Source organism: Nonomuraea sp. NPDC049269 (assembly GCF_043197155.1).
GTDB lineage: Bacteria > Actinomycetota > Actinomycetes > Streptosporangiales > Streptosporangiaceae > Nonomuraea.
Genome location: NZ_JBICSO010000002.1, coordinates 1,511,995 through 1,531,423, shown reverse-complemented (window position 1 = coordinate 1,531,423; position 19,429 = coordinate 1,511,995). Strand labels below are relative to the sequence as shown.

Sequence of the window (19,429 nt, the reverse complement as noted above, 5' to 3'; positions counted from 1 at the left end):
GGCCGGGCTCCGTCCAGGGATACGCTCCTCCGGTGATGCGGGGCCGGGCACCGCTACGAGACGGTGAGACCACCCGCGTGGTCATTCGCCGGCCGTGACGCGGATCAGACGGGCGCGGATCAGGCGGGTGCGGGCAGCAAAACGCCCCGCCACGAACGGGCGGGGCGATGATGCTGAAGCCGGGAAGTCAGCGCGACTGCATGATCTCGCGCATGAGGCGCGCGGTCTCGGACGGGGTCTTGCCGACGCGGACGCCCACCTTTTCGAGGGCCTCCTTCTTCGCCTGAGCGGTGCCGGCGGAGCCCGAGACGATGGCACCGGCGTGGCCCATCGTCTTGCCCTCCGGGGCGGTGAAGCCCGCGACGTAAGCCACCACCGGCTTGGTCACGTGCTGCTCGATGTAGGCGGCGGCCCGCTCCTCGGCGTCGCCGCCGATCTCACCGATCATCACGATCGCGTCGGTGCCCGGGTCCTCCTGGAAGGCCTGGAGCGCGTCGATGTGCGTGGTGCCGATGACCGGGTCACCGCCGATGCCCACCGCGGTCGAGAAGCCGAAGTCGCGCAGCTCGTACATGAGCTGGTACGTCAGCGTGCCCGACTTGGACACCAGGCCGATGCGGCCGGCCGTGGTGATGTCGGCGGGGATGATGCCGGCGTTGGAGGCGCCTGGCGAGGCGATGCCGGGGCAGTTCGGGCCGATGATGCGGGTCTTGTTGCCCTTGGCGATCGCGTACGCCCAGAACTCGGTCGAGTCGTGGACCGGCACGCCCTCGGTGATCACCACGCAGAGCGGGATCTCCGCGTCGATGGCCTCCTTGACGGCGTCCTTGGTGAAGGCCGGGGGCACGAAGGCGACCGACACGTCGGCGCCCGTCTGCTCCATGGCCTCCTTCACCGTGCCGAACACCGGCAGGCCCTCGTGCGTCGTGCCCGCCTTGCGGGCGTTGACGCCACCGACCACGCGGGCACCGGAGGCCAGCATGCGGCGGGTGTGCTTGGTGCCCTCACCGCCGGTCATGCCCTGAACGATGATCTTGCTGTTCTCGGTCAGCCAGATAGCCATGAGTTACGCACCTACCGCAGCGAGCTCGGCGACCCGCTTGGCCGCGTCGTCCATCGTGTCGACCAGCTCGACCCGCGGGAGTGCGGCGTCGGCCAGGATCTGCCGCCCGAGTAGGGCGTTGTTGCCGTCAAGCCGGACCACCAGCGGGTGGGTCACCGCTTCGCCACGGCTCTCCAGCAGCTTGAAGGCCGAGATGATGCCGTTGGCCACCGCGTCGCAGGAGGTGATGCCGCCGAAGACGTTCACGAAGATCGACTTCACGCTCGGGTCGGAGAGGATGATCTCCAGGCCCGCGGCCATGACCTCGGCCGAGGCGCCGCCGCCGATGTCGAGGAAGTTGGCGGGCGACGGCTTGCCGGGGAGCCCCTCGCCGGCGTAGGCGACCACGTCGAGCGTCGACATGACCAGGCCCGCGCCGTTGCCGATGATGCCCACGTCGCCGTCGAGCTTGACGTAGTTGAGGTCCTTCTCCTTGGCCTTGGCCTCAAGGGGGTCCTCGGCGGCCTTGTCGGCGTACGCCTCGTGCTCCGGCTGGCGGAAGACGGCGTTGTCGTCGAGCGTGACCTTGCCGTCGAGCGCCTTCACCTGGCCGTCCGCCGACAGGATCATCGGGTTGACCTCGACCAGCGTGGCGTCCTCGTCGACGAAGGCGCACCAGAGCTTCTCGATGAGCTCGGCGGCGCCGTCGAGCGCCACCTCGGGCAGCCCGCCCGCGAGCGCGATCTCACGCGCCTTGGCGCGGTCGATACCGTCCAGCGCGGAGACCGGCACCTTGGCCACCTTTTCGGGCGCGGAGTGCGCGACCTCTTCGATGTCCATGCCGCCGGCGGCGGAGCAGATCGCGAGGAATGTACGGTTCGCGCGGTCGAGCAGGAAGGAGAAGTAGTACTCCTCCGCGATCGCGCTGGCCTCCTCCACGAGCACCTTGTGGACCGTGTGGCCCTTGATGTCCATGCCCAGAATGGCCTTGGCCTTCTCAACGGCATCGGCGGCGTCATCGGCCACCTTCACGCCACCGGCCTTGCCACGGCCACCGGTCTTCACCTGGGCCTTGACGACGACGCGGCCGGTCAGCTGCTCCGCCGCCGCCCGTGCCTCCTCGACGGTGTGGGCGACGATGCCGCGTGGCACCGGAATGCCGTAGTCAGCGAAGAGCTCCTTCGCCTGATGTTCGAACAGGTCCACGAGGGTCCGTCCTTGCTTATCCGACTGATGTTCGACGCTTGTCCGACTGAATGTTCGACGGCCCGGGCCACCCCGTGCGTGCGTGCCGGGCGTTTCCGCCAGTGAAGCCTAGCCCCAAGCTTGACCTGACCAGGTCATCGGGTCTCGGTTATCCCGTTATGTGACAGTGATCTCACTTCAGCACGATATTTCGGGACATCTGAAGAAGGGCACCCACATCTATGAGGCGATGGATCGCCGGCGCGGTGGCAGTTTCCGCGCTGGCCGTGGCCGGCCCCGCGTTCGCGCAGGCCAAACCGGCGGACCCGGTGGCGGCGCTGAAGAAGCAGTTCGTCGCGGGGCAGGGAGTCAAGCTCACCGAGCACACCAGTATCACGGTCGGCCGTGAGTCCTACACCCGAGCCGACAGACAGGGCGTGATCGGCTTCGACGCCAAGGGCATCGCGGGCGCCGAGAACACCCGTACTCCAATCCTCACCCAGAAGGAGCGGGCGCGACTGGAGAAGATGGCCGCGAAGGACGCCTCCATCTCCGACTCCGTCGACCTGCTCACCGAGCGGATCTATCTGGTCAGCGCCGGCAAGCACGTGTACGTCAACGGCGGTCTTTACAGCACGCTCCTGCCGGAGAACAAGACCTGGATCGGCATGAACGGCAGCCCGTCCTCAGCCGCTTACGGCGACCAGCTCATCAACGTCTTCGAACCGGCGACGCTCAAATACCTCCTGTCGAAGACCAAGACGGTGAGCGGCGCCCAGTATCGCGGTTCGGTCACTTTTGCCGAGCTGTACAAGCTGTCGCCTACGTTCCGCGAGCAGATCGCCACGAAGCCGACGGGTAAGCCGGCTAAAACCGTCATCTCCTGGCGGCTCACACTCGACGCGCAGAAACTGGTCAAGCGACTGGCCATCTCGTGGTCCATGAAGGTCACCAAGAAGGTCACCCTCAGCGCCTCGACCGAAAGCCGATACACCGAGTGGGGCACCGCGGTGAACGTGACCGCGCCGCCCGCCGACCAGGTCGTGGACTTCAAGGAGCTGATGAAGAAGGCTCCAGAACCGCCGGCCGCCATCGACCGGAACTACGTCAGCGTTCCGCCCGATGACGAGGGCAACACCGAATAGTCAGAGATTTCCACAGAAGGGCCCGGACCGCGTCCGGGCCCTTCTGCACGAAAAATCCACATATTTTCCCCTCTGCAGACAATCGTCTGAGATATCGTTGTGATCTTTGTTTGGCAAGATCCTCCCGCTTCCGTAAATCAGAGACGAGGGCATTGATATGAAGCGCATCATCGCGGGGCTGGCTTTAGCGTCAGCCGCCACGCTCATCACGGCCGGACCGGCACAGGCGGCACCGGCCGCCAAGGACCCGGTCGCCGCGGTGAAGAAGCAGTTCGTCGCCGGTAAGGGTGTGAAGTTCACCGAGCGCTCCACCGCCATCGCGGGCAACAGGCGCTTCATCATCACCCGCCGGTCGGGGACCTACCAGTTCAGCAACACGGGCCTCGCCGCGTCGGACATCACCGGCAAGTTCAACATCAAGGCGCTGGCACCGGAACCCACCGATGAGGACGACGCCAAGCTCTACAAGGCCCTGTCCTCGCCAGAGCGGACGATCACGATCGGCAAGACGTCGTACCTGTCCGGCGGCCTCTGGGGCGAAGTGCTGCCCGAGGACAAGACCTGGCTCAAGGCGCCGAACACGCCGTTCACCGGCATGACCGGGATCTACGGCCAGCCGCTCAACCTCACTGAGGCGGCCACGCTCAAGACCCTGTTCAAGGGCGCCAAGGCGGCCAACGGCGGCTACACGGGCAAGATCACCGTGGGTGACCTGCGCAGGGTCTCCCCGTCCTTCCGCGGCAACCTGCTGCTCGGCACGCCCAGCAGCAAGAGCGCGAAGGTCGCCATCTCCTGGAAGCTCACCGTCGACGCCAAGGGCCTGCCTTCCCGGCTGGTCACGACGTTCCCGCTGACCGCGCTGTCCCCGGGCGCGAGCAAGAAGGAGGGCCTCAGCATCGAGACCCTTTACAGCGGCTGGGGCATCGCGGCGAAGATCACGGCGCCGCCGGCCGACCAGGTGACGGACACGCCCAAGTCCGGCACGGAGGATGAGACGATTCCCTCGCTGGACATCCCGTTCAGCCGGATCGTGAAATAACCGAGTATCCAGGCCTCAAGCCTCTCCCGTCGTCAGGCGGGAGAGGCTTGGTCGTTTGGTGTAGTCGGTCAGCCCGATGACGTTCCCCCACGGGTCGGCGACCTCGACCGTCCACCCGGTGAACACCTCGAACGCCTCCCCGCCGACCTCCTTCGCCACCGCGCGGGCGTCGGACACCTCAAGCCACACCCGCATCGAGCCCGGCCGCCCCTCCCGCACCCGTACGAGCAGCCCGGGGGTCTCGGAACCGATGGCGAACAGCGCCAGCTCCTCCGTCGAGAACTTCTCCCGCAGCCCCAGCACGCCGCCGTAGAACTCCTTGGCCCGCGCCAGGTCGCCCACGCCGACCAGGATGTTGTCCACACCGAGGATGTTCACGGAACGAGCCTCGGGTGCCCCTGCCAGGCGGGCATCGTCCGCATATAGGCCCTGGTGGCCTCCTCCGCCTCGGCCCTGGGCTGGCCGGTGCGCTGCGTCTGCCACTGGACCATGCGCTCGAACCGCTCGTCGAAGTCCTGCAGCGCCCCGTCGGGCTTGCTGCACAACCGGCACCACGTGCTCTCCGGATGTCCGGGCGCGTGATCCTCGGCCGAGTTCATCGGCATCCCGCAGCTCTCACAGCTCGCGTTCTCGTCAGCGGACATCATGGCCCTCCTGCCTCAGCAGCGCGCGGAGCCCGGTGATGAGCCCCTCGCGTTCCTCCGGTGTCATGTCGCGTACGGCACGCGCCAGCAGATCGTCCGCCAGCACGCGCGGCGAGGCCGTGGCGGCAGCGGCCCGCCCCTCGTCCGTGACCCAGACGAACACCCGCCGCCGATCACGCTCATCCCTGATCCTGGCCACGAGCCCGCGCTCCTCGACCCGGTCGACCAGCTCGGTGGTGGCCGCCTTGGACAGCTGCAGGTGCTCGGTCAGCTCACCGAGCGTCAACGGCCCGGCGTCCATGAGGTGACCGAGCACGGCATGCATCCGCGCGGTCAGCCCGGCCGCGATGGGCCGCCTGGACGCCTTGAACCGCCGGTAGACGGCCGGGTAGAGCCGCGCGACCTCACGTGCCGCCTCCGCCTCGTCCATCGTTCCTTTCGCATACGAACAGTTCGTGTACGAATCGTACCGCCGAACGAACCTCTTGGTCCAGAGGTCATTCGGCGAGGCGCGAGTCCCGTAGGGCGGCCCATTCGAGCGAGTGCCTGATCCCGTCCTCGATCGAGTAACGCGGCCGCCACCCCAGCAGCCGGTCCGCGCGATCGCTCCGCGTGTAGGCGCCCGCCACGTCGCCGGGCCGCCGCTCGGTCTCCACCACCTCGACCGGCCGCGCCACCACCCGGTTGAACGCGTCGACCAGCTCCCGGACGGTCGTCCCCGACCCGGTGCCCAGGTTGATGACCGCTTCCGCGTCAGACAGCGCGTCGAACCGCTGCAGAGCGGCCACATGCGCCGCCGCCAGATCCCAGACGTGCACGTAGTCACGGATCCCGGACCCGTCCCGCGTCGAGTAGTCGGTGCCGGTGATCTCGAACGGCACGCCTTCCTCGTGCGCGCCGATCATCTTGCCCAGCGCATGGCTGGGCCGCCGCAACTGCAGCCCGGTGCGCATCGCCGGATCCGCCCCGATCGGATTGAAGTAACGTAGGGAGAGCACTCTGATCGGCCGCGTCGCCGCGATATCGGCGAACATCGCCTCGCACACCGCCTTGGTCCGCGCGTACGGACTCTGCGGGTCGAGGGCCGACCCCTCGTCGACCGTATGATCGTCCCCGGTCCGGTAAATCGACGCCGACGAGCTGAAAATCATCCGCCGGCACCCGTTGCGCAGCAGGTGATCGACGAACTCCAGGCTCTTGGTGACATTCGCCCGGTAGTAGCCGACCGGATCGGCCACCGAATCCGGCACCACGATCAGCGCCGCGCAATGAACGACCGCCTCGATGCCGGGCTGCTCGGCGAATATCTTGTCGACCAGTGCCCCGTCGGCGATATCACCCTCGTAGAAAGTCCGGCCCTCGGCGAACTCCCGCCGCCCCGTGACCAGGTTGTCGAGAATCACCGGCGTGATCCCCGCGTCCAGGCACGCCGACGCGACCGTGCTCCCGATGAACCCCGCCCCACCTGAAATCAGTACCCGCATCCCGGCACCCTATTGGGTCTCCCACTAAGCCCACCGTCAACCGCGAAGTCCGACGCCGATGTCCGGCCGGACGAGTGCCGCTTTCTCGGACAAGTAATGAGGTGCAACCGTGATCATTTGTCGGCAGGATGGCGCCTCATGAAAATCATGATCACCACACTTACGGCCGCCGTCGCCATGCTCATCTCATCCGCCCCCGCCCAGGCAGCGGCCAAGAACCCCGTCGCGGCGTTGAAAGCCCAGCTCGTGGCCGGCCATGGGGTCCGTTTCACGGACACCAGCGCGTTCGTCGGCAGCATCAACAAGGATCCGCTGGTCGTGCGGACCGGCAAGCTCCGGTTCGGCAAGAAGGGGCTCACCGGCTGGGACATCACCGGCAAGTTCTCCAGCCCGCTGTACGACGGGCACAACACCACGCCCGAGCGGACGATCGCGATCGGTGACGTCGCCTGGGCGAGCGGCGGCGTCCTGAGCGAGGACATGCCGAAGGGCAAGACCTGGTTCAAGACGTCCAGCAGGATGAACACCGCCATGAGCAGCTGGTTCGGCCAGGTGGTTAACCCGGCCGAGCCGGCGACGCTCGCGGCCCTGGTGAAGAACGGCAAGCTCAGCGGGTCCACCTACCGCGGCCAGATCACCTTCAGTCAGCTCTTCAAGATCTCCCCCTGGTTCAACGGCTCGATCCCGATGCGGAGCGACACCGAGGCCACCGTCACGTACACCCTCAAGGTCGACGGCAAGGGGCTCCCGAGCCGGTTGACCACCACGTGGCAGGCCACGGACTTCCTGGACGTCTCCTGGTGGGAGGGGAAGGCGGTCACGACCGACACCCGCTACACCGGCTGGGGCACCAAGGTCTCGATCAAGTCCCCGCCCGCGAACCAGGTCACCACCGAGCTCAAGGACTGAGCCGTAAACCCGCACGTCAGGAGGTGTTATGTGATCGTTACAGCCAAGCGTCCACGTACGGCGGGTTTTGGTTGTCTCACTTATGAGACGCCTCATGAGTAGCACATAGTCCTGGAGTAACCCTTGAATCCCCTCCCCCGGATGCTGGCTCTGGTCGCCCTGATCACCACAGTGGCGGCCTGTACCACGGAAGGAACGCCTGCCCCGGTGGCTCAGGCCGCCGCGACCCCTGTGCACGCAGCCGGTGCGGCCGCACCGAAGCAGGCTGTACCGAAGCAGGCTGTACCGAGGAGCCCGGTGCAGAAGGTCGCGGCGAAGAAGGCCAAGTTGGAGATCGCCGACATCACCCCCGAAGGTGAAGCCAAGGAGAAGGTCGGTGTCGGTTTCCCCATCATCGTGACGTTCGACCGCGAGGTGACCGACCGGGCGGCGGCCGAGACCGTACTGCAGGTGCAGGCGGACCGGCCGGTCGACGGCGCCTGGCGCTGGGTGACCGACCGCAAGGTCGTCTACCGGACCAAGACGTACTGGCGCCCGCACCAGAAGGTTCAGCTCAACGCCCGGCTGAGCCAGATTCCCGGCAACGAGGCCGCCAAGGACGTCAGCCGCCGCTTCGCCGTCGGCTACTCCAACATCTCGGTGGTCAACACCCGTAGCCATGTGATGAAGGTCAGGCGCGACGGCAAGCTGGTCAAGTCGATCCCGATCAGCGCGGGCCGCGGCGGCATGCCCAAGAACGGCGTGGACGTCTATCTGACCACCAGCGGCACCCATCTCACGATGAACAAGAAGCCGCTGGAGACCATGACCTCGGCATGGATGGGCGTCACCGACCCCAAGGACCCTCGCTACTACAAGGAGGAGATCCCGTGGGCGGTGCGCATTTCCGACAGCGGCGAGTACGTGCACCAGAGCGCGGGCTACTACCAGTATCTGGGCCGTTCCAACCAGAGCCACGGCTGCGTCCGCGCCACTCCGGCCGGCGCCAAGTGGTTCTACGGCATCGCCCAGCGCGGTGACGTTGTCAAGATCACCGGCACCAAGCGCAAGCTCGACTGGCGCAACGGCTGGAGCTACTGGCAGCTCAACTGGACCGAGTGGAAGAAGGGCAGCGCCCTCACCAAGGGCACCGTCGCCAAGAGCTAGAGCTTCTCCAGCGGAGCGTAGGCGAGGAGCAGCGTCTTCTCGCCTCCGCTCCCGAAGTCGATCTTGACCTTGGTCTTCTCCGCCACCCCGTCCACCGCGACGACGGTGCCCAGCCCGAACGCGTCGTGCGTGACCCGGTCTCCCGGCGCCAGCGTGGGCACCACGCGGGCGCCCTTCTTCGGCGCCGCCGTCTGGGCGGGCTCGCGCCGGGTCGCCGCGCTCCACGCCGACTTCTCCGGCGGCGTGCGCCAGTCGAGCAGCTGCACCGGCACCTCGCTGACGAACCGCGAGGCCGGGTTGAACGACGGTGAACCCCACGAACTGCGTACCGCGGCCCGGGTGATGTAGAGGCGCTTCTGGGCCCTGGTGATGCCGACGTAGGCCAGCCGGCGCTCCTCCTCCAACTCCTTCGGCTCACCCAGCGAGCGGACGTGCGGGAAGACGCCGTCTTCCATCGCCGTCAGGAAGACGACCGGGAACTCCAGCCCCTTGGCGGTGTGCAGGGTCATCAGCGTGACCACGCCCTGCCCGCCGTCGGCTTCGGGGATCTGGTCAGCGTCGGCCACCAGGGACACCTGCTCCAGGAACTCCACCAGCGTGCCCTCGGGATTGGCCTCCTCGAACTCCGAGGCCACCGAGATGAGCTCGTTGAGGTTTTCCAGCCGGGACTCGTCCTGCGGATCCTCCGAAGCCTCCAGCTCGGCGCGGTAGCCGGTGGCGACCAGGACCTCCTCGGCGAGCGCCGACGGCGGCACGCCCTCGGCCTTGCCGATCAGCTCCTCGATCATCGCGACGAACTCGCGCACCGCGTTGAGCGACCGCGTCGCCATGCCGTACGCCTCGTCGGCCCTGCGCAGCGCGTCCCAGAAGGAGATGCGCTCGCGCGACGAGAGCGCCTCGAGCATCGCCTCGGCCCGGTCGCCGATGCCGCGCTTGGGCACGTTGAGGATGCGGCGCATCGACACCACGTCGGCGGGGTTGGCCAGCACGCGCAGGTAGGCCAGCAGGTCCTTGACCTCCTTGCGCTCGTAGAAGCGCACGCCCCCGACCACCTTGTACGGCAGGCCGGTGCGGATGAAGATCTCCTCGAACACCCGGGAGGCCGCGTTGGTGCGGTAGAAAACGGCGACGTCGCCGGCCTTGACGCCCTCCTCGTCGCTGAGCCGATCGACCTCCTGGGCCACGAACATGGCCTCGTCATGCTCGTTGTCGGCCACATAGCCGACGATCTTGGGACCGTCGCCCTGGTCGGACCAGAGGTTCTTCGGCTTGCGCGACTCGTTGCGGGAGATGACGGCGTTGGCGGCGGCCAGGATGTTCTGGGTGGAGCGGTAGTTCTGCTCCAGCAGGATCGTGCGCGCGTCGGGGTAGTCGCGCTCGAACTCCAGGATGTTGCGGATCGTCGCGCCGCGGAAGGCGTAGATCGACTGGTCGGCGTCGCCGACCACGCACAGCTCCGACTGGTCGGCGCCAGAACGGACCAGCTCGCCGTCGGTCGTGCGCAGGTCGGGGCGGCCCACCAGCTCCCTGATCAGGATGTATTGGGCGTGGTTGGTGTCCTGGTATTCGTCGACGAGCACGTGCCTGAACCGCATCCGGTAGTGCTCGGCGACGTCGGGGAAGAGCTGGAACAGCGTCACCGTGTTCATGATGATGTCGTCGAAGTCCATCGCGCCGGCCTCGGTGAGCTTGCGCTGGTAGCTCTTGTAGGCCTCCGCGAGCACCTTCTCCAGGTGGGAGCCCGCCTTGTCGAGCGCGGTCTCGTAGTCGACCAGCTCGTTCTTGAAGTTGCTCACCTGGGCGGAGAACGACCGCGGCGGGTAGCGCTTCGGATCGAGGTCCATCTCCCTGCACACCATCGCCATCAGCCGCTGCGAGTCGGCCTGGTCGTAGATGGAGAAGCTGGAGGGGAACCCGAGCCGCTTGGCCTCGCGGCGCAGGATGCGCATGCAGGCGCTGTGGAACGTCATCACCCACATCGCCTTGGACCTGGGCCCGACGAGCCGGTCGATGCGCTCCTTCATCTCGCGCGCGGCCTTGTTGGTGAAGGTGATCGCCAGGATCTCGCCCGGATGCACCTCACGCTCGGCGAGCAGGTAGGCGATGCGATGGGTGAGCACCCGCGTCTTTCCTGAACCCGCCCCCGCCACGATCAGCAGCGGACCGCCGTGATGGATCACGGCCTCCCGCTGCTGCGGGTTGAGGCCATCGAGCAAGGGGTGGTCAACAGAGACTTGGGTCGGCACGCACCTAGGTTAAGACTCTCCACCGACAATCGGCGCCCCGACGCCTGGAATCCCCACCTCGCGGGGAACTGCGACCCCATCGACCGGCGTCCGGAATGCCTGCTACGAGCTGCTGGTTGTCGTCAATGGACAATCCGAAAGGGAGAAGATGCTCGCCGACAACGAGATCAACCGGGTACTTGTCGTGACCGCACACCCCGACGACGCCGACTTCGGCGCCGCGGGAACGGTGGCACTCTTCGTCGATCGGGGTGTCGAGGTCACCTATCTGCTGGTCACGGACGGCGACGCGGGCGGCAACGAACGTACGCTCGACAACACCGGCATGGCCGAACTACGCAGGACCGAACAGACGGCGGCCGCCAAGGCGGTGGGCGTCACGGACGTCCGCTTCCTCGGCCACGCGGACGGCACCGTGGTGCCGTCGCTGGCACTGCGCAAGGACATCGCCAGGGTCATCCGCCAGGTACGCCCCGACCTGGTGATCACCCACCACCCCGAGCGCAACTACCAGTTCATCGCCCCCAGCCACCCCGACCACCGCGCGGTTGGTGGTTCCACGCTCGACGCCGTCTACCCCGACGCCCGCAACCCGTACGCCTTCCCCGAGCTGCTCAAGGAAGAAGGCCTGGAGGCCTGGACGGTCCGCGAGGTCTGGCTCAACGGCGGCTCCACACCCAACCACTGGGTGGACATCACGGAGTCCATCGACCGCAAGCTGGCGGCCTTGCAGTCGCACGTCAGCCAGGTGGCCCACGTGGAGGGCTTCGCCGACTTCGTCAAAAGCCGCTTCGCCGCGTGGGCCGAACAGGCCGGCTTCGGCGAAGGCCACTACGCGGAGGCCTTCCAAACCGTAACCACGGCCTGACCACCCCTCTGACCCCTCTGGGCCGTCCCGCGAGGACCACCTTGCGGGGCCAGCCGACCGGACCGCCCTGACGGGCAGGTCGCCCTGACGAGCGGGTCGTCCAGGCGGGCGGGCGATCCTCGCGGACAGGCCACCCAGGCGGGCGGGGCGTCCAAGCAGGTGGGCCGGCGGTCTGAGCCGCCGTGCTGGGGCGTCCCGAGGGAAGTGGGCTGTCGGAGTGGGTGCCGGGGTTGCCCCTGGACCGTCGCGTCAGGTCGCTCTGCAGCGTCCTAAGGCTCTCTGAGGGCTGGGCTGGCCGGGAATCGGGGTGGTCGTTGCGGAGGGCGGGAGCTGGTGTCCTGGGGCGTTCTTGTGGCGGGCGATCTCATTTGCTGGGTGGAGGCTGTTTTCCGGCTATTCGGGCGAAGAGGTAGCCGAGGGAGTTGGTTGCCAGGTGCAGCATGGTTGGGGCTGTCAGTCCGCCTCGGCGGCGTAGTTCGCAGAAGAAGACGCCTGCTGCGGCCGTCGACATGACGCTGCCCGCCACCACCCGTGCCGTGTCCAGGTGGCCCGGTGTCTCGCCGGCCGTCAGGGCGCCGAGCGCCGGGTTGGCGCGGGCCATGTCGATTGCCGGGAGGATGTGCCACAGCCCGAACAGGGCCGACGACACCGCCGTTGCCATGACGGTTCCGTGGGTGCGGCGGAGTGTGCCGTGCAGGACGCCGCGGAAGCCCACCTCCTCCAGGAGGACCGTGCCCAGGGGCACCTGGACCAGCGCCTCCTCCAGGACGCGTGCGCGCGACAGCGACAGGGCTCGGTCGTCCTGGAACAGCGGGCGGGTGCGCGGCATCGCGACACCGGCCGTGTAGACGGCGGCGACACCCGCCGCCAGGGCGCCGCCGATCGCCGCGCCCCTTCGCCCGTGTTCGAACCCGAGCTCCTGCCACGACACCCCGGACCGCCGCGCCATGGCCACCAGGGCGGCGGTCGCGGCGGCGGAGGTCAGGGGCGCGAGCCGGGGCGCCACCCGGTTGTTCAGGACGTTGGCCACGGCCAGGACGGCGATCGAGCGAAGTAGCACCCCTGCAGGCTACGCCGCCCGTGGGCTTGGGCTGGGCACGAGCACAGACGTGGGCACAGGCGCAGGGATGTCGTGGTTCGGGCCCATCGGAGTCAAGACCATTGCGATCGGATGCGATCGGATCGACAAACGTCATGATCGGACCGTGACGTCCAGACCGACGCATCCGGACCGACAGGGTCCGGGCCCACACGGATCCGAGCCCACACGGATCCGAGCCCACGCCATCCGAGCCGACACGATCAGGGCGTGCCCCGTCTACGCGGGCCAGGTCGTGGCTCACGCTGTTCGCGGCTATGTGGCGGCTGGGCTGCGCCACCCTGAGGGGAAGCGGGAGCGGCGGCGTTCCTCCGGGGTCAGGCCGCCCCAGATGCCGTCCGCCTCCCCCGCGCTCAGCGCGTAGGAGCGGCAGTCGGTCAGGACCTGGCACGTGGCGCAGATCGCTTTGGCTCGCGCCTCCTGTGTGGCGGAGGGCGCGAGCGGGAAGAACAGCTCAGGATCGCTGGATCTGCAGGCGCCCCCGCGCAGCCAGCCGATCTCTCCCAATGGCATGGGGCAACGGTATGCCGACGTCATGATCGGCCGCATCATCCTTTGGGTTGACACGCGAGTACATCCCCAGCCGCAGCTCTCAGCAGGCGGCCACGCCGCCTTGGACGCCGTTGGCGAAGGACTGCTGGCGTTGTTCGGCCGTGCCGTGGGCGCTGGGGTTGAGCCAGTCGTCCGTGGGGTCGCCGGCCGCCTCCAGGTTGCGGAACAGTTCGTCCTCGTCCCCCGGTTCCACCCGCAGCGCGCCCGCGTTGACCAGCGAGGCGAGCGTGCCGCCCGCGTAGCAGTCGGCCTGCAGCTCCGCCTGTATGTTCAGCTCGAAGCCGGCCCGCAGCTGCGCCTGCACCGAATGCCCGAACTCATGGGGAATGATCAGGTAGACCGAGCCGTCCCCCATGTCGGTCCAGAGCGATTCCATCCAGTCCTGGTCATAGGCGATGAAATGGCCGGCAGGGCAGTAGAAGGCGTTGTTCGGTACGGCGGGCTCGCCGCCGCAGCTCGGTCCGGACGTCCCGGAATAGGGGACAAAATCGGCAATAGGGCGGTAAGTCCGGCCGAGGGTGCTGAACTGCTGCTTCCAGAACGCCTCCGTCAGCTCCCGCGCCGTCCGTACGTCACCCTCGAACGTGTCGGCCCCCGAAGCGTCCAGGGAAGCCGGCCGGGACAACCCGCACGCGGCCAGCAGGAGCACCAGGACAACGGCCAAGGATCCTCGCACAGGCATCACAGGTCCCAAGTGTGCACCGGTTCGTTGCCGTGCATGCGCTCTATGTACTCAAGGGTCATCGCCCGCAGCGCCTCGTGCCGGTCGCCGCCGTACGCCTGTACGCGTTCCACCTGCCAGGTCGATCCGGTACGTCCGGACAGGCACCGGCCCTCGATGACCCCGAGCAGCCGGTCGGCCACCGGCCGGTCCACGCCCCACTTGCTGAGCCCCTCGTGGGCCATCGGGAGCAGGCGGCGCAGGATCAGCTCCCCGGCGGACACCTCGCCCAGGCCCGGCCAGTAGAGGCGCGCGTCGAGGCCGTGCCTGGCCGCGCTGTTCAGGTTGTCCTCGGCGGCGGCGAACGACATCTGACTCCAGATCGGCCGTTCGGCATGCGGGAGTACGGCCATCAGCCCGTAGTAGAAGGCGGCGTTGGCCGTGATGTCGACCACGGACGGCCCGGCGGGCAGCACCCGGTTCTCTATGCGCAGGTGCGGGGCGCCGCCGGCCACCGCGTACACCGGCCGGTTCCACCGGTAGACCGTGCCGTTGTGCAGGGTCAGCTCGTGCAGTTGCGGGATGCGGCCCTGTTCCAGCTCGGCCCGCGGGTCCTCCTCCTCGCAGAGCGGCAGCAGCGCCGGGTAGTACTGGACGTTCTCCTCGAACAGGTCGAACACGCTGGTGATCCACCGCTCGCCGAACCAGACGCGCGGCCGTACGCCCTGCGCCTTCAGCTCGGCGGGACGGGTGTCCGTGGCCTGCTCGAACAGCGTGATCCTGGTCTCGCGGTGCAGCTCCTTGCCGAACAGGTACGGCGAGTTCGCGGCGACGGCCACCTGTGCCCCGGCGATGGCCTGGGCGGCGTTCCAGTGCGCGGCGAACTGCTCCGGGCTGACCTGCAGGTGGAGCTGGACGCTGGTGCACGCGGCCTCGGGGGTGATGCTGTCGGCGTGGGTGTCGAGGCGTTCCACGCCCTCGATCGACAGGTGCAGGTCCTCACCGCGCGCGGCGAAGATCTGCTCGTTGAGCAGCCGGTAGCGCGGGTTGGCCGACAGCGTGCCCTCGTGGATCTCCTGCTCGCGCAGCGTGGGCAGGATGCCGATCAGGACCAGGTGGCCGCTCTCGGTCTGGGCGCGCTCCTCGGCGTGGTTGAGCCGGGCCCTGATGTCGTTCTCCAGTCTGAGTGGCCCGTCGCCGCCCAGCTCCTGGGGATCGATGTTGATCTCGATGTTGAACTGGCCCAGCTCGGTGGCCCAGTCAGGCTGCTCGATCGCGGCGAGCACCGCGGCGTTGCACATGGCCGCCTCGCCCGCCGCGTCCACGATGTTGAGCTCGATCTCCAGCCCGGCGAGGGGCCGGTCGGCCTCGAAGCGGGCCTCGCGGAGCATCTGGGCGAAGACATCAAGGCATCGCCGCACCTTTTCCCGATATTTCCGTCGATCGTCTCGGCTGAATACGACTACCGGCACATCCCTGCCCATTCTGGAAATGTCGCATGCCAGAGCCAACTAAGCCAGCGCCCCGGCCTTTACATGCCAGAAACGGGCAAAGCCGTTAGACGAGCCGCCTGGCGGTGGCCCAGCGGGACAGCTCGTGCCGGTTGGACAGCTGGAGCTTGCGCAGCACCGACGACACGTGCGTCTCGACCGTCTTGACCGAGATGAACAGCTCCTTGGCGATCTCCTTGTAGGCGTAGCCACGGGCGATCAGCCGGAGCACCTCGCGCTCGCGCTGCGTCAGCGAGTCGAGCTCGGGATCGATGGACGGAGCCTCCGACGAGGCGAACGCGTCGAGCACGAACCCGGCCAGCCGCGGCGAGAAGACCGCGTCGCCGTCGGCCACCCGGCGGATGGCGTCGGTCAGCTCGTTGCCACTGATGTTCTTGGTGACGTAGCCGCGGGCGCCGCCGCGGATGACGCCGATCACGTCCTCGGCCGCGTCGGACACCGACAGCGCCAGGAAACGTACCTGCGAACCGGCGCCGAGCACCCTGCGCAGCACCTCCTGCCCGCCGCCGCCGGGCATGTGCACGTCGAGCAGGACCACGTCAGGGGTGAGCTCGGCGATCGCCTTGACCGCCGTCTCGACGTCCTCGGCCTCGCCGACGACCTGGATGGAGTCGCCCAGCTCGGCCCGTACACCGGAACGGAACAGCCGGTGATCGTCGACGATCAGCACCCTGGTCATTGCTTCTCCACCTTCATCGTCAACATCACTTCTGTCCCCTCACCGGGCGTGGTGCGCAGTCTGGCGGCACCGCCGTGACGTTCCATTCTCCCGATGATGGACTCCCTGATCCCCATTCTGTCGAGAGGCACCGCGTCGAGGTCGAATCCCTTGCCACGATCTCTCACGAAAATCGTGACTTCTTCGCCCTCTACCTCTGCATAGACGGCAATAGAAGGACTTCCAGAGTACTTGGCGGCGTTGACCATCGACTGCCTCGACGCCTTCAGCATGGCGGCGAGCTTGCCGGCCGAGTCGAGGTCGATGTCGCCCACGCAGACCACCTCGATCGGCACGCCGTGCGCGTCCTCCTCTTCCGCGGCGATCCTCCGTACGGCCGCGGCCAGCGTCGCGTCGGCGTCCTGGGCGGGCTGGTAGAGCCAGTTGCGCAGGTCGCGCTCCTGCGCGCGGGCCAGCCTGGTGACCTCGAACGGGTCGTGCGCGACGCGCTGGATCAGCGTGAGCGTGTGCAGAACCGAGTCGTGCACCATGGCCGCGACCTCGGCCCGCTCCTCCGACCTGATGCGTTCGCGCCGCTCCAGCTGCAGTTCCTTCCACAGCCCCGCGAGCCAGGGCGCGGCGATCACCGCCAGCCCGCCGACCACCACGATGGTGAACATCAGGCCGGGCCTGGCCTTGGACAGCTCTCCCTGGGCGGCCAGGAAGCCCGCCGCGCCGATGACGACGAGCACGATGCCGAGCAGCGTGCGCACCCGGTTCTTCCTGATGCTCTTGGTCGCCCCGCTCACCCAGTTCCGGCGGCGTTCGGGATCGGCCTGCTGCCACAGGATGATCGCGCCGATGCCGCCCACAGCGAACGGCAACATGCCGATGCCCCCCTTGGAGGCACCGGTCAGCCAGCTCGCGGCGAACAGCGCAACACCGATCGCGCTGAACGCCGCGAGCTGGCTCCAGTCGCGCTGTGGCGACTGCTGCCCCTCGTACGGCTTGCGGGGCGTGATCATCCAGAGCACCGCGTAGGCCACCACGCCGACTCCGTCAACCACGCTGAGCAGCACGAACATCAACCTGATCACTACCGGATCAAGCTTCAGCTGAGCCGCGAGCCCTTGTGCGACGCCGCCGAGCAGCCGGCCCTCCATGGGGCGCATCATCCGGCGGTACGGCGCTTCGCCACCGGGTTCGGCAAGAGTCTTCTGGTCAGCCATAACATCGCCATCGTCACATGTCGCGTGCGTTGGGGACATCAGGGAACAACCCCCGGGTCGGGTCAGGGGTCTCCCGGATGCAGATCGCCGCCGGGTGGGGCCACGATAGTGACATGACAGAAGCACCGCCGAAGAGACCGGCCGCTCCGCCCAGCGCGCTGCGACGCAGCAGCGAGGGGCGCTTCCTCATGGGAGTCTGCGCCGGGCTCGGTCGGCACACCGGGATCGACCCGGTGGTGTTCCGCGCGGGGTTCGCGGTGCTGCTGTTCGGCTCCGGGGTGGGGCTGTTCCTGTACATCGCGGCGTTCCTGCTGATGAAGGAGCCGAACGGGCGGCCCGGTTACATCGAGCAGTGGACCCGGCGCGACTTCGCCGCCGACACCGTGATGGCGCTGCTCGCGGCGGTGCTCGCGGCCGGGCTCGGCATCAACCTGGCGTCGGTCTGGCTCGGCACCGGCACGCTGGTGGTCGGCATGATGCTGGCCATCGGGCTGCTCGCGGCGCACACCAGCGGCGTGGACCTGCTCGGCCTGGTCCGGTCGATGCCCGAGCGGCTCAACCACCGCCCCCCGCAGGGCGAGCCCGACCCGTTCCTGTACGACTTCTCCCACTCGCCCATCCCGAGCCCCACCGCTCCCCCAGCGGGCTATCCCCGGCCCCGCCCGGCCGCCTCGTACGCGCGCGAGCCGGTGACGGAGACCGTGCCGCCCCCCGCCCCCGAGCCGCCGACCGCCCCCGTGCCACCGACCGCCCCGACGCGCGTCAACCCCGTCGCCGCCGAAGCACCGCTCGACGAGCCGGCCGCCGCCCGGGCTGAGCCGTATGAGAAGCCGCACCAGGAGCCGTCTCGGGAATCTTCTCAGCAGGCGCGTCAGGAGCCGTCCGAGCCGCGCCGTCACGAGCCGTCGAACGAGACGCGTCACGAACCGTCCCAGGAGGCGCCTCACGAACCGTCCAGGGCGTCGTTCCAGACGTCCGTCGGCGAGACGACGCCGCCCGCCGCGCCGCGTTACCGTACCGACCCGAGGACCGCCGTCACCTACGGCGAGCCGTTCGCGCCGAGGGGCCCCTACCAGCCGCTCGACCCGCGCAGGCGGTCCGGCGGCTACTCACCGTACGACCCCGCCCTGTACGGCCGGCTGGCGCCCCCGCGTCCACCCCGCCAGAAGCGGCCCAGATCGTTCATCGGCGCCATCACCATGTTGCTGGCCATCATCATTGGAGGGATCGTCGTGGCGGTCCAAACCAGGTCCGCCGCGGGGGTCAGTCCCACCCTGGTCGGCGGCGCCGTACTCGTCACCATCGGCGCCGGGCTGCTCATCGCGGCCTGGTGGGGCCGCGGCGCCGGCCTGGTCGCGATCGGCACCGTGGTCGCGCTGCTGATCGGCCTCGGCCTGATGGTCGGGGACCTGCCGCGGAACCTCGGCGACTTCGTCTGGCGGCCGACCACCGTGGCGGAGGCGAGCAAGGTCTACGACGTGGGTGTCGGGGACGGCCGGCTCGATCTGTCGGAGCTCAAGCTCACTCCGGGCACCAGCCTGACGTTCAACGCCAAGGTCTCGATCGGCGAGCTGACGGTGATCGTGCCGCCGACCGCCAGGGTCGAGGTGCACGCCACCAACAAGGTCGGCGACATCAAGGTGGACCAGTCGCTCAGAGGCGGCGTCGACGTCAAGTTCGACAAGGTGCTGGAGCCCGACACGCGCCCGAAGGGCGCCGTCTCGACCATCGTGCTGAACCTGAGGGGCGGCATCGGCGACATGGAGGTGCGGCGTGCAGCGTGAGGTCGACAAGCCGCGCAGGGTGCACAGGACCGACTGGATGGCGCTGCTGAGCGGCACGCTCTTCGTGGTGCTCGGCATCCTGCTCCTGACCCGGGCGATCACGGATCCCCTGGTCCTGGTGTCTCTCGTGATCGTGGGACTGGGCTTCGCGGGGCTCGTGGCGGTCATCGCGCGGGTGATCCGCGGCAAGTAACCCTTGACCGGGAAAAACACGAGCGTACGTTGGG

At 68.2% G+C, this 19,429-nt stretch carries 20 protein-coding genes; 7 read left to right on the top strand and 13 right to left on the bottom strand.

Going from position 1 to position 19,429, the window contains the following annotated elements; all coding sequences use genetic code 11:
- Window positions 1-187: 187 nt before the first annotated feature.
- Together sucD and sucC are read right to left on the bottom strand one after the other, a co-directional pair.
- Window positions 188-1,063 carry a succinate--CoA ligase subunit alpha gene (gene sucD, locus ACGFNP_RS17390; protein ID WP_214633327.1) on the bottom strand — a complete coding sequence of 292 codons (876 nt, stop codon included), beginning with the start codon at window positions 1,061-1,063 and terminating at the stop codon, window positions 188-190.
- A 3-nt stretch (window positions 1,064-1,066) separates the two neighbouring features.
- Window positions 1,067-2,248, bottom strand: coding sequence for an ADP-forming succinate--CoA ligase subunit beta (gene sucC / locus ACGFNP_RS17385; RefSeq protein WP_393319509.1), 1,182 nt, complete (start codon window positions 2,246-2,248; stop codon window positions 1,067-1,069).
- A gap of 221 nt (window positions 2,249-2,469) precedes the next feature.
- Between sucC and ACGFNP_RS17380 the strand changes: the two genes are divergently transcribed.
- A complete protein-coding gene (locus ACGFNP_RS17380) occupies window positions 2,470-3,372 on the top strand; it encodes a hypothetical protein (RefSeq protein ID WP_358330204.1) in 903 nt (300 codons plus the stop codon).
- Window positions 3,373-3,529: 157 nt separating this feature from the next.
- On the top strand, window positions 3,530-4,411 hold the full coding sequence (locus ACGFNP_RS17375) for a hypothetical protein (protein WP_358330207.1): 882 nt from the start codon (window positions 3,530-3,532) through the stop codon (window positions 4,409-4,411).
- A gap of 15 nt (window positions 4,412-4,426) precedes the next feature.
- Here the strand turns inward: ACGFNP_RS17375 and ACGFNP_RS17370 are convergent, their stop codons facing one another.
- The 4 genes from ACGFNP_RS17370 to galE form a co-directional block, all read right to left on the bottom strand.
- Window positions 4,427-4,789: a VOC family protein gene (locus ACGFNP_RS17370; protein WP_393319505.1), complete on the bottom strand. Its 363-nt coding sequence runs from the start codon at window positions 4,787-4,789 to the stop codon at window positions 4,427-4,429.
- Window positions 4,786-5,055, bottom strand: coding sequence for a zinc ribbon domain-containing protein (locus tag ACGFNP_RS17365; protein ID WP_393319503.1), 270 nt, complete (start codon window positions 5,053-5,055; stop codon window positions 4,786-4,788). The genes ACGFNP_RS17370 and ACGFNP_RS17365 overlap by 4 nt, the downstream gene beginning before the upstream one ends.
- A complete protein-coding gene (locus ACGFNP_RS17360; protein WP_393319500.1) occupies window positions 5,045-5,485 on the bottom strand; it encodes a MarR family winged helix-turn-helix transcriptional regulator in 441 nt (146 codons plus the stop codon). Before ACGFNP_RS17360 ends, ACGFNP_RS17365 begins: the two co-directional genes overlap by 11 nt.
- A 67-nt stretch (window positions 5,486-5,552) precedes the next feature.
- Complete coding sequence (galE, locus tag ACGFNP_RS17355; RefSeq protein ID WP_358330218.1) at window positions 5,553-6,539, bottom strand: UDP-glucose 4-epimerase GalE; 987 nt, start codon at window positions 6,537-6,539, stop codon at window positions 5,553-5,555.
- A 147-nt stretch (window positions 6,540-6,686) separates the two neighbouring features.
- On the opposite strand from galE, the gene ACGFNP_RS17350 reads away from it, so the two are divergent.
- Together ACGFNP_RS17350 and ACGFNP_RS17345 are read left to right on the top strand one after the other, a co-directional pair.
- Complete coding sequence (locus ACGFNP_RS17350; RefSeq protein ID WP_358330221.1) at window positions 6,687-7,448, top strand: hypothetical protein; 762 nt, start codon at window positions 6,687-6,689, stop codon at window positions 7,446-7,448.
- 297 nt (window positions 7,449-7,745) lie between these two features.
- A complete protein-coding gene (locus tag ACGFNP_RS17345; RefSeq protein WP_393319496.1) occupies window positions 7,746-8,594 on the top strand; it encodes a L,D-transpeptidase in 849 nt (282 codons plus the stop codon).
- Here the strand turns inward: ACGFNP_RS17345 and pcrA are convergent.
- Complete coding sequence (gene pcrA / locus ACGFNP_RS17340) at window positions 8,591-10,810, bottom strand: DNA helicase PcrA (protein ID WP_358330650.1); 2,220 nt, start codon at window positions 10,808-10,810, stop codon at window positions 8,591-8,593. The genes ACGFNP_RS17345 and pcrA overlap by 4 nt on opposite strands.
- A gap of 178 nt (window positions 10,811-10,988) precedes the next feature.
- Here pcrA and ACGFNP_RS17335 point away from each other — a divergent pair, with 178 nt between their 5' ends.
- On the top strand, window positions 10,989-11,708 hold the full coding sequence (locus tag ACGFNP_RS17335; RefSeq protein WP_358330226.1) for a PIG-L deacetylase family protein: 720 nt from the start codon (window positions 10,989-10,991) through the stop codon (window positions 11,706-11,708).
- A 364-nt stretch (window positions 11,709-12,072) separates the two neighbouring features.
- Here ACGFNP_RS17335 and ACGFNP_RS17330 read toward each other — a convergent pair whose 3' ends face one another.
- The 6 genes from ACGFNP_RS17330 to ACGFNP_RS17305 all read right to left on the bottom strand — a co-directional run bounded on the left by ACGFNP_RS17330 (window position 12,073) and on the right by ACGFNP_RS17305 (window position 17,418).
- Entirely contained in the window at window positions 12,073-12,768 is a 696-nt protein-coding gene (locus ACGFNP_RS17330) for a CPBP family intramembrane glutamic endopeptidase (protein WP_393319493.1), read from the bottom strand.
- A 294-nt stretch (window positions 12,769-13,062) separates the two neighbouring features.
- On the bottom strand, window positions 13,063-13,320 hold the full coding sequence (locus ACGFNP_RS17325; RefSeq protein WP_358038811.1) for a WhiB family transcriptional regulator: 258 nt from the start codon (window positions 13,318-13,320) through the stop codon (window positions 13,063-13,065).
- Window positions 13,321-13,399: 79 nt separating this feature from the next.
- Complete coding sequence (locus ACGFNP_RS17320; RefSeq protein ID WP_358330232.1) at window positions 13,400-14,023, bottom strand: neutral zinc metallopeptidase; 624 nt, start codon at window positions 14,021-14,023, stop codon at window positions 13,400-13,402.
- Between the two features lie 17 nt (window positions 14,024-14,040).
- Window positions 14,041-15,441 carry a glutamate--cysteine ligase gene (locus tag ACGFNP_RS17315; protein ID WP_393319489.1) on the bottom strand — a complete coding sequence of 467 codons (1,401 nt, stop codon included), beginning with the start codon at window positions 15,439-15,441 and terminating at the stop codon, window positions 14,041-14,043.
- A gap of 136 nt (window positions 15,442-15,577) precedes the next feature.
- The gene (locus tag ACGFNP_RS17310) at window positions 15,578-16,210 is read right to left on the bottom strand and encodes a response regulator transcription factor (RefSeq protein WP_358330238.1); all 633 of its coding nucleotides are present in this window, start codon (window positions 16,208-16,210) and stop codon (window positions 15,578-15,580) included.
- A complete protein-coding gene (locus ACGFNP_RS17305) occupies window positions 16,207-17,418 on the bottom strand; it encodes a PspC domain-containing protein (RefSeq protein ID WP_358330241.1) in 1,212 nt (403 codons plus the stop codon). The genes ACGFNP_RS17310 and ACGFNP_RS17305 overlap by 4 nt, the downstream gene beginning before the upstream one ends.
- Before the next feature lie 113 nt (window positions 17,419-17,531).
- Between ACGFNP_RS17305 and ACGFNP_RS17300 the strand changes: the two genes are divergently transcribed.
- Complete coding sequence (locus ACGFNP_RS17300) at window positions 17,532-19,202, top strand: PspC domain-containing protein (RefSeq protein WP_393319486.1); 1,671 nt, start codon at window positions 17,532-17,534, stop codon at window positions 19,200-19,202.
- Window positions 19,192-19,395: a hypothetical protein gene (locus ACGFNP_RS17295; RefSeq protein WP_358330247.1), complete on the top strand. Its 204-nt coding sequence runs from the start codon at window positions 19,192-19,194 to the stop codon at window positions 19,393-19,395. Before ACGFNP_RS17300 ends, ACGFNP_RS17295 begins: the two co-directional genes overlap by 11 nt.
- Window positions 19,396-19,429: the final 34 nt, after the last annotated feature.

What these genes read in the sequence shown, in the direction of transcription:
- ACGFNP_RS17325 (WP_358038811.1), bottom strand. Translation starts at nt 13,320, where the DNA reads ATGCCATTGGGAGAGATCGGCTGGCTGCGCGGGGGCGCCTGCAGATCC.
- ACGFNP_RS17350 (WP_358330221.1), top strand. Translation starts at nt 6,687, where the DNA reads ATGATCACCACACTTACGGCCGCCGTCGCCATGCTCATCTCATCCGCC.
- ACGFNP_RS17310 (WP_358330238.1), bottom strand. Translation starts at nt 16,210, where the DNA reads ATGACCAGGGTGCTGATCGTCGACGATCACCGGCTGTTCCGTTCCGGT.
- ACGFNP_RS17335 (WP_358330226.1), top strand. Translation starts at nt 10,989, where the DNA reads ATGCTCGCCGACAACGAGATCAACCGGGTACTTGTCGTGACCGCACAC.
- ACGFNP_RS17305 (WP_358330241.1), bottom strand. Translation starts at nt 17,418, where the DNA reads ATGGCTGACCAGAAGACTCTTGCCGAACCCGGTGGCGAAGCGCCGTAC.
- galE (WP_358330218.1), bottom strand. Translation starts at nt 6,539, where the DNA reads ATGCGGGTACTGATTTCAGGTGGGGCGGGGTTCATCGGGAGCACGGTC.
- sucD (WP_214633327.1), bottom strand. Translation starts at nt 1,063, where the DNA reads ATGGCTATCTGGCTGACCGAGAACAGCAAGATCATCGTTCAGGGCATG.
- ACGFNP_RS17380 (WP_358330204.1), top strand. Translation starts at nt 2,470, where the DNA reads ATGAGGCGATGGATCGCCGGCGCGGTGGCAGTTTCCGCGCTGGCCGTG.
- ACGFNP_RS17375 (WP_358330207.1), top strand. Translation starts at nt 3,530, where the DNA reads ATGAAGCGCATCATCGCGGGGCTGGCTTTAGCGTCAGCCGCCACGCTC.
- ACGFNP_RS17300 (WP_393319486.1), top strand. Translation starts at nt 17,532, where the DNA reads ATGACAGAAGCACCGCCGAAGAGACCGGCCGCTCCGCCCAGCGCGCTG.
- ACGFNP_RS17360 (WP_393319500.1), bottom strand. Translation starts at nt 5,485, where the DNA reads ATGGACGAGGCGGAGGCGGCACGTGAGGTCGCGCGGCTCTACCCGGCC.
- ACGFNP_RS17365 (WP_393319503.1), bottom strand. Translation starts at nt 5,055, where the DNA reads ATGTCCGCTGACGAGAACGCGAGCTGTGAGAGCTGCGGGATGCCGATG.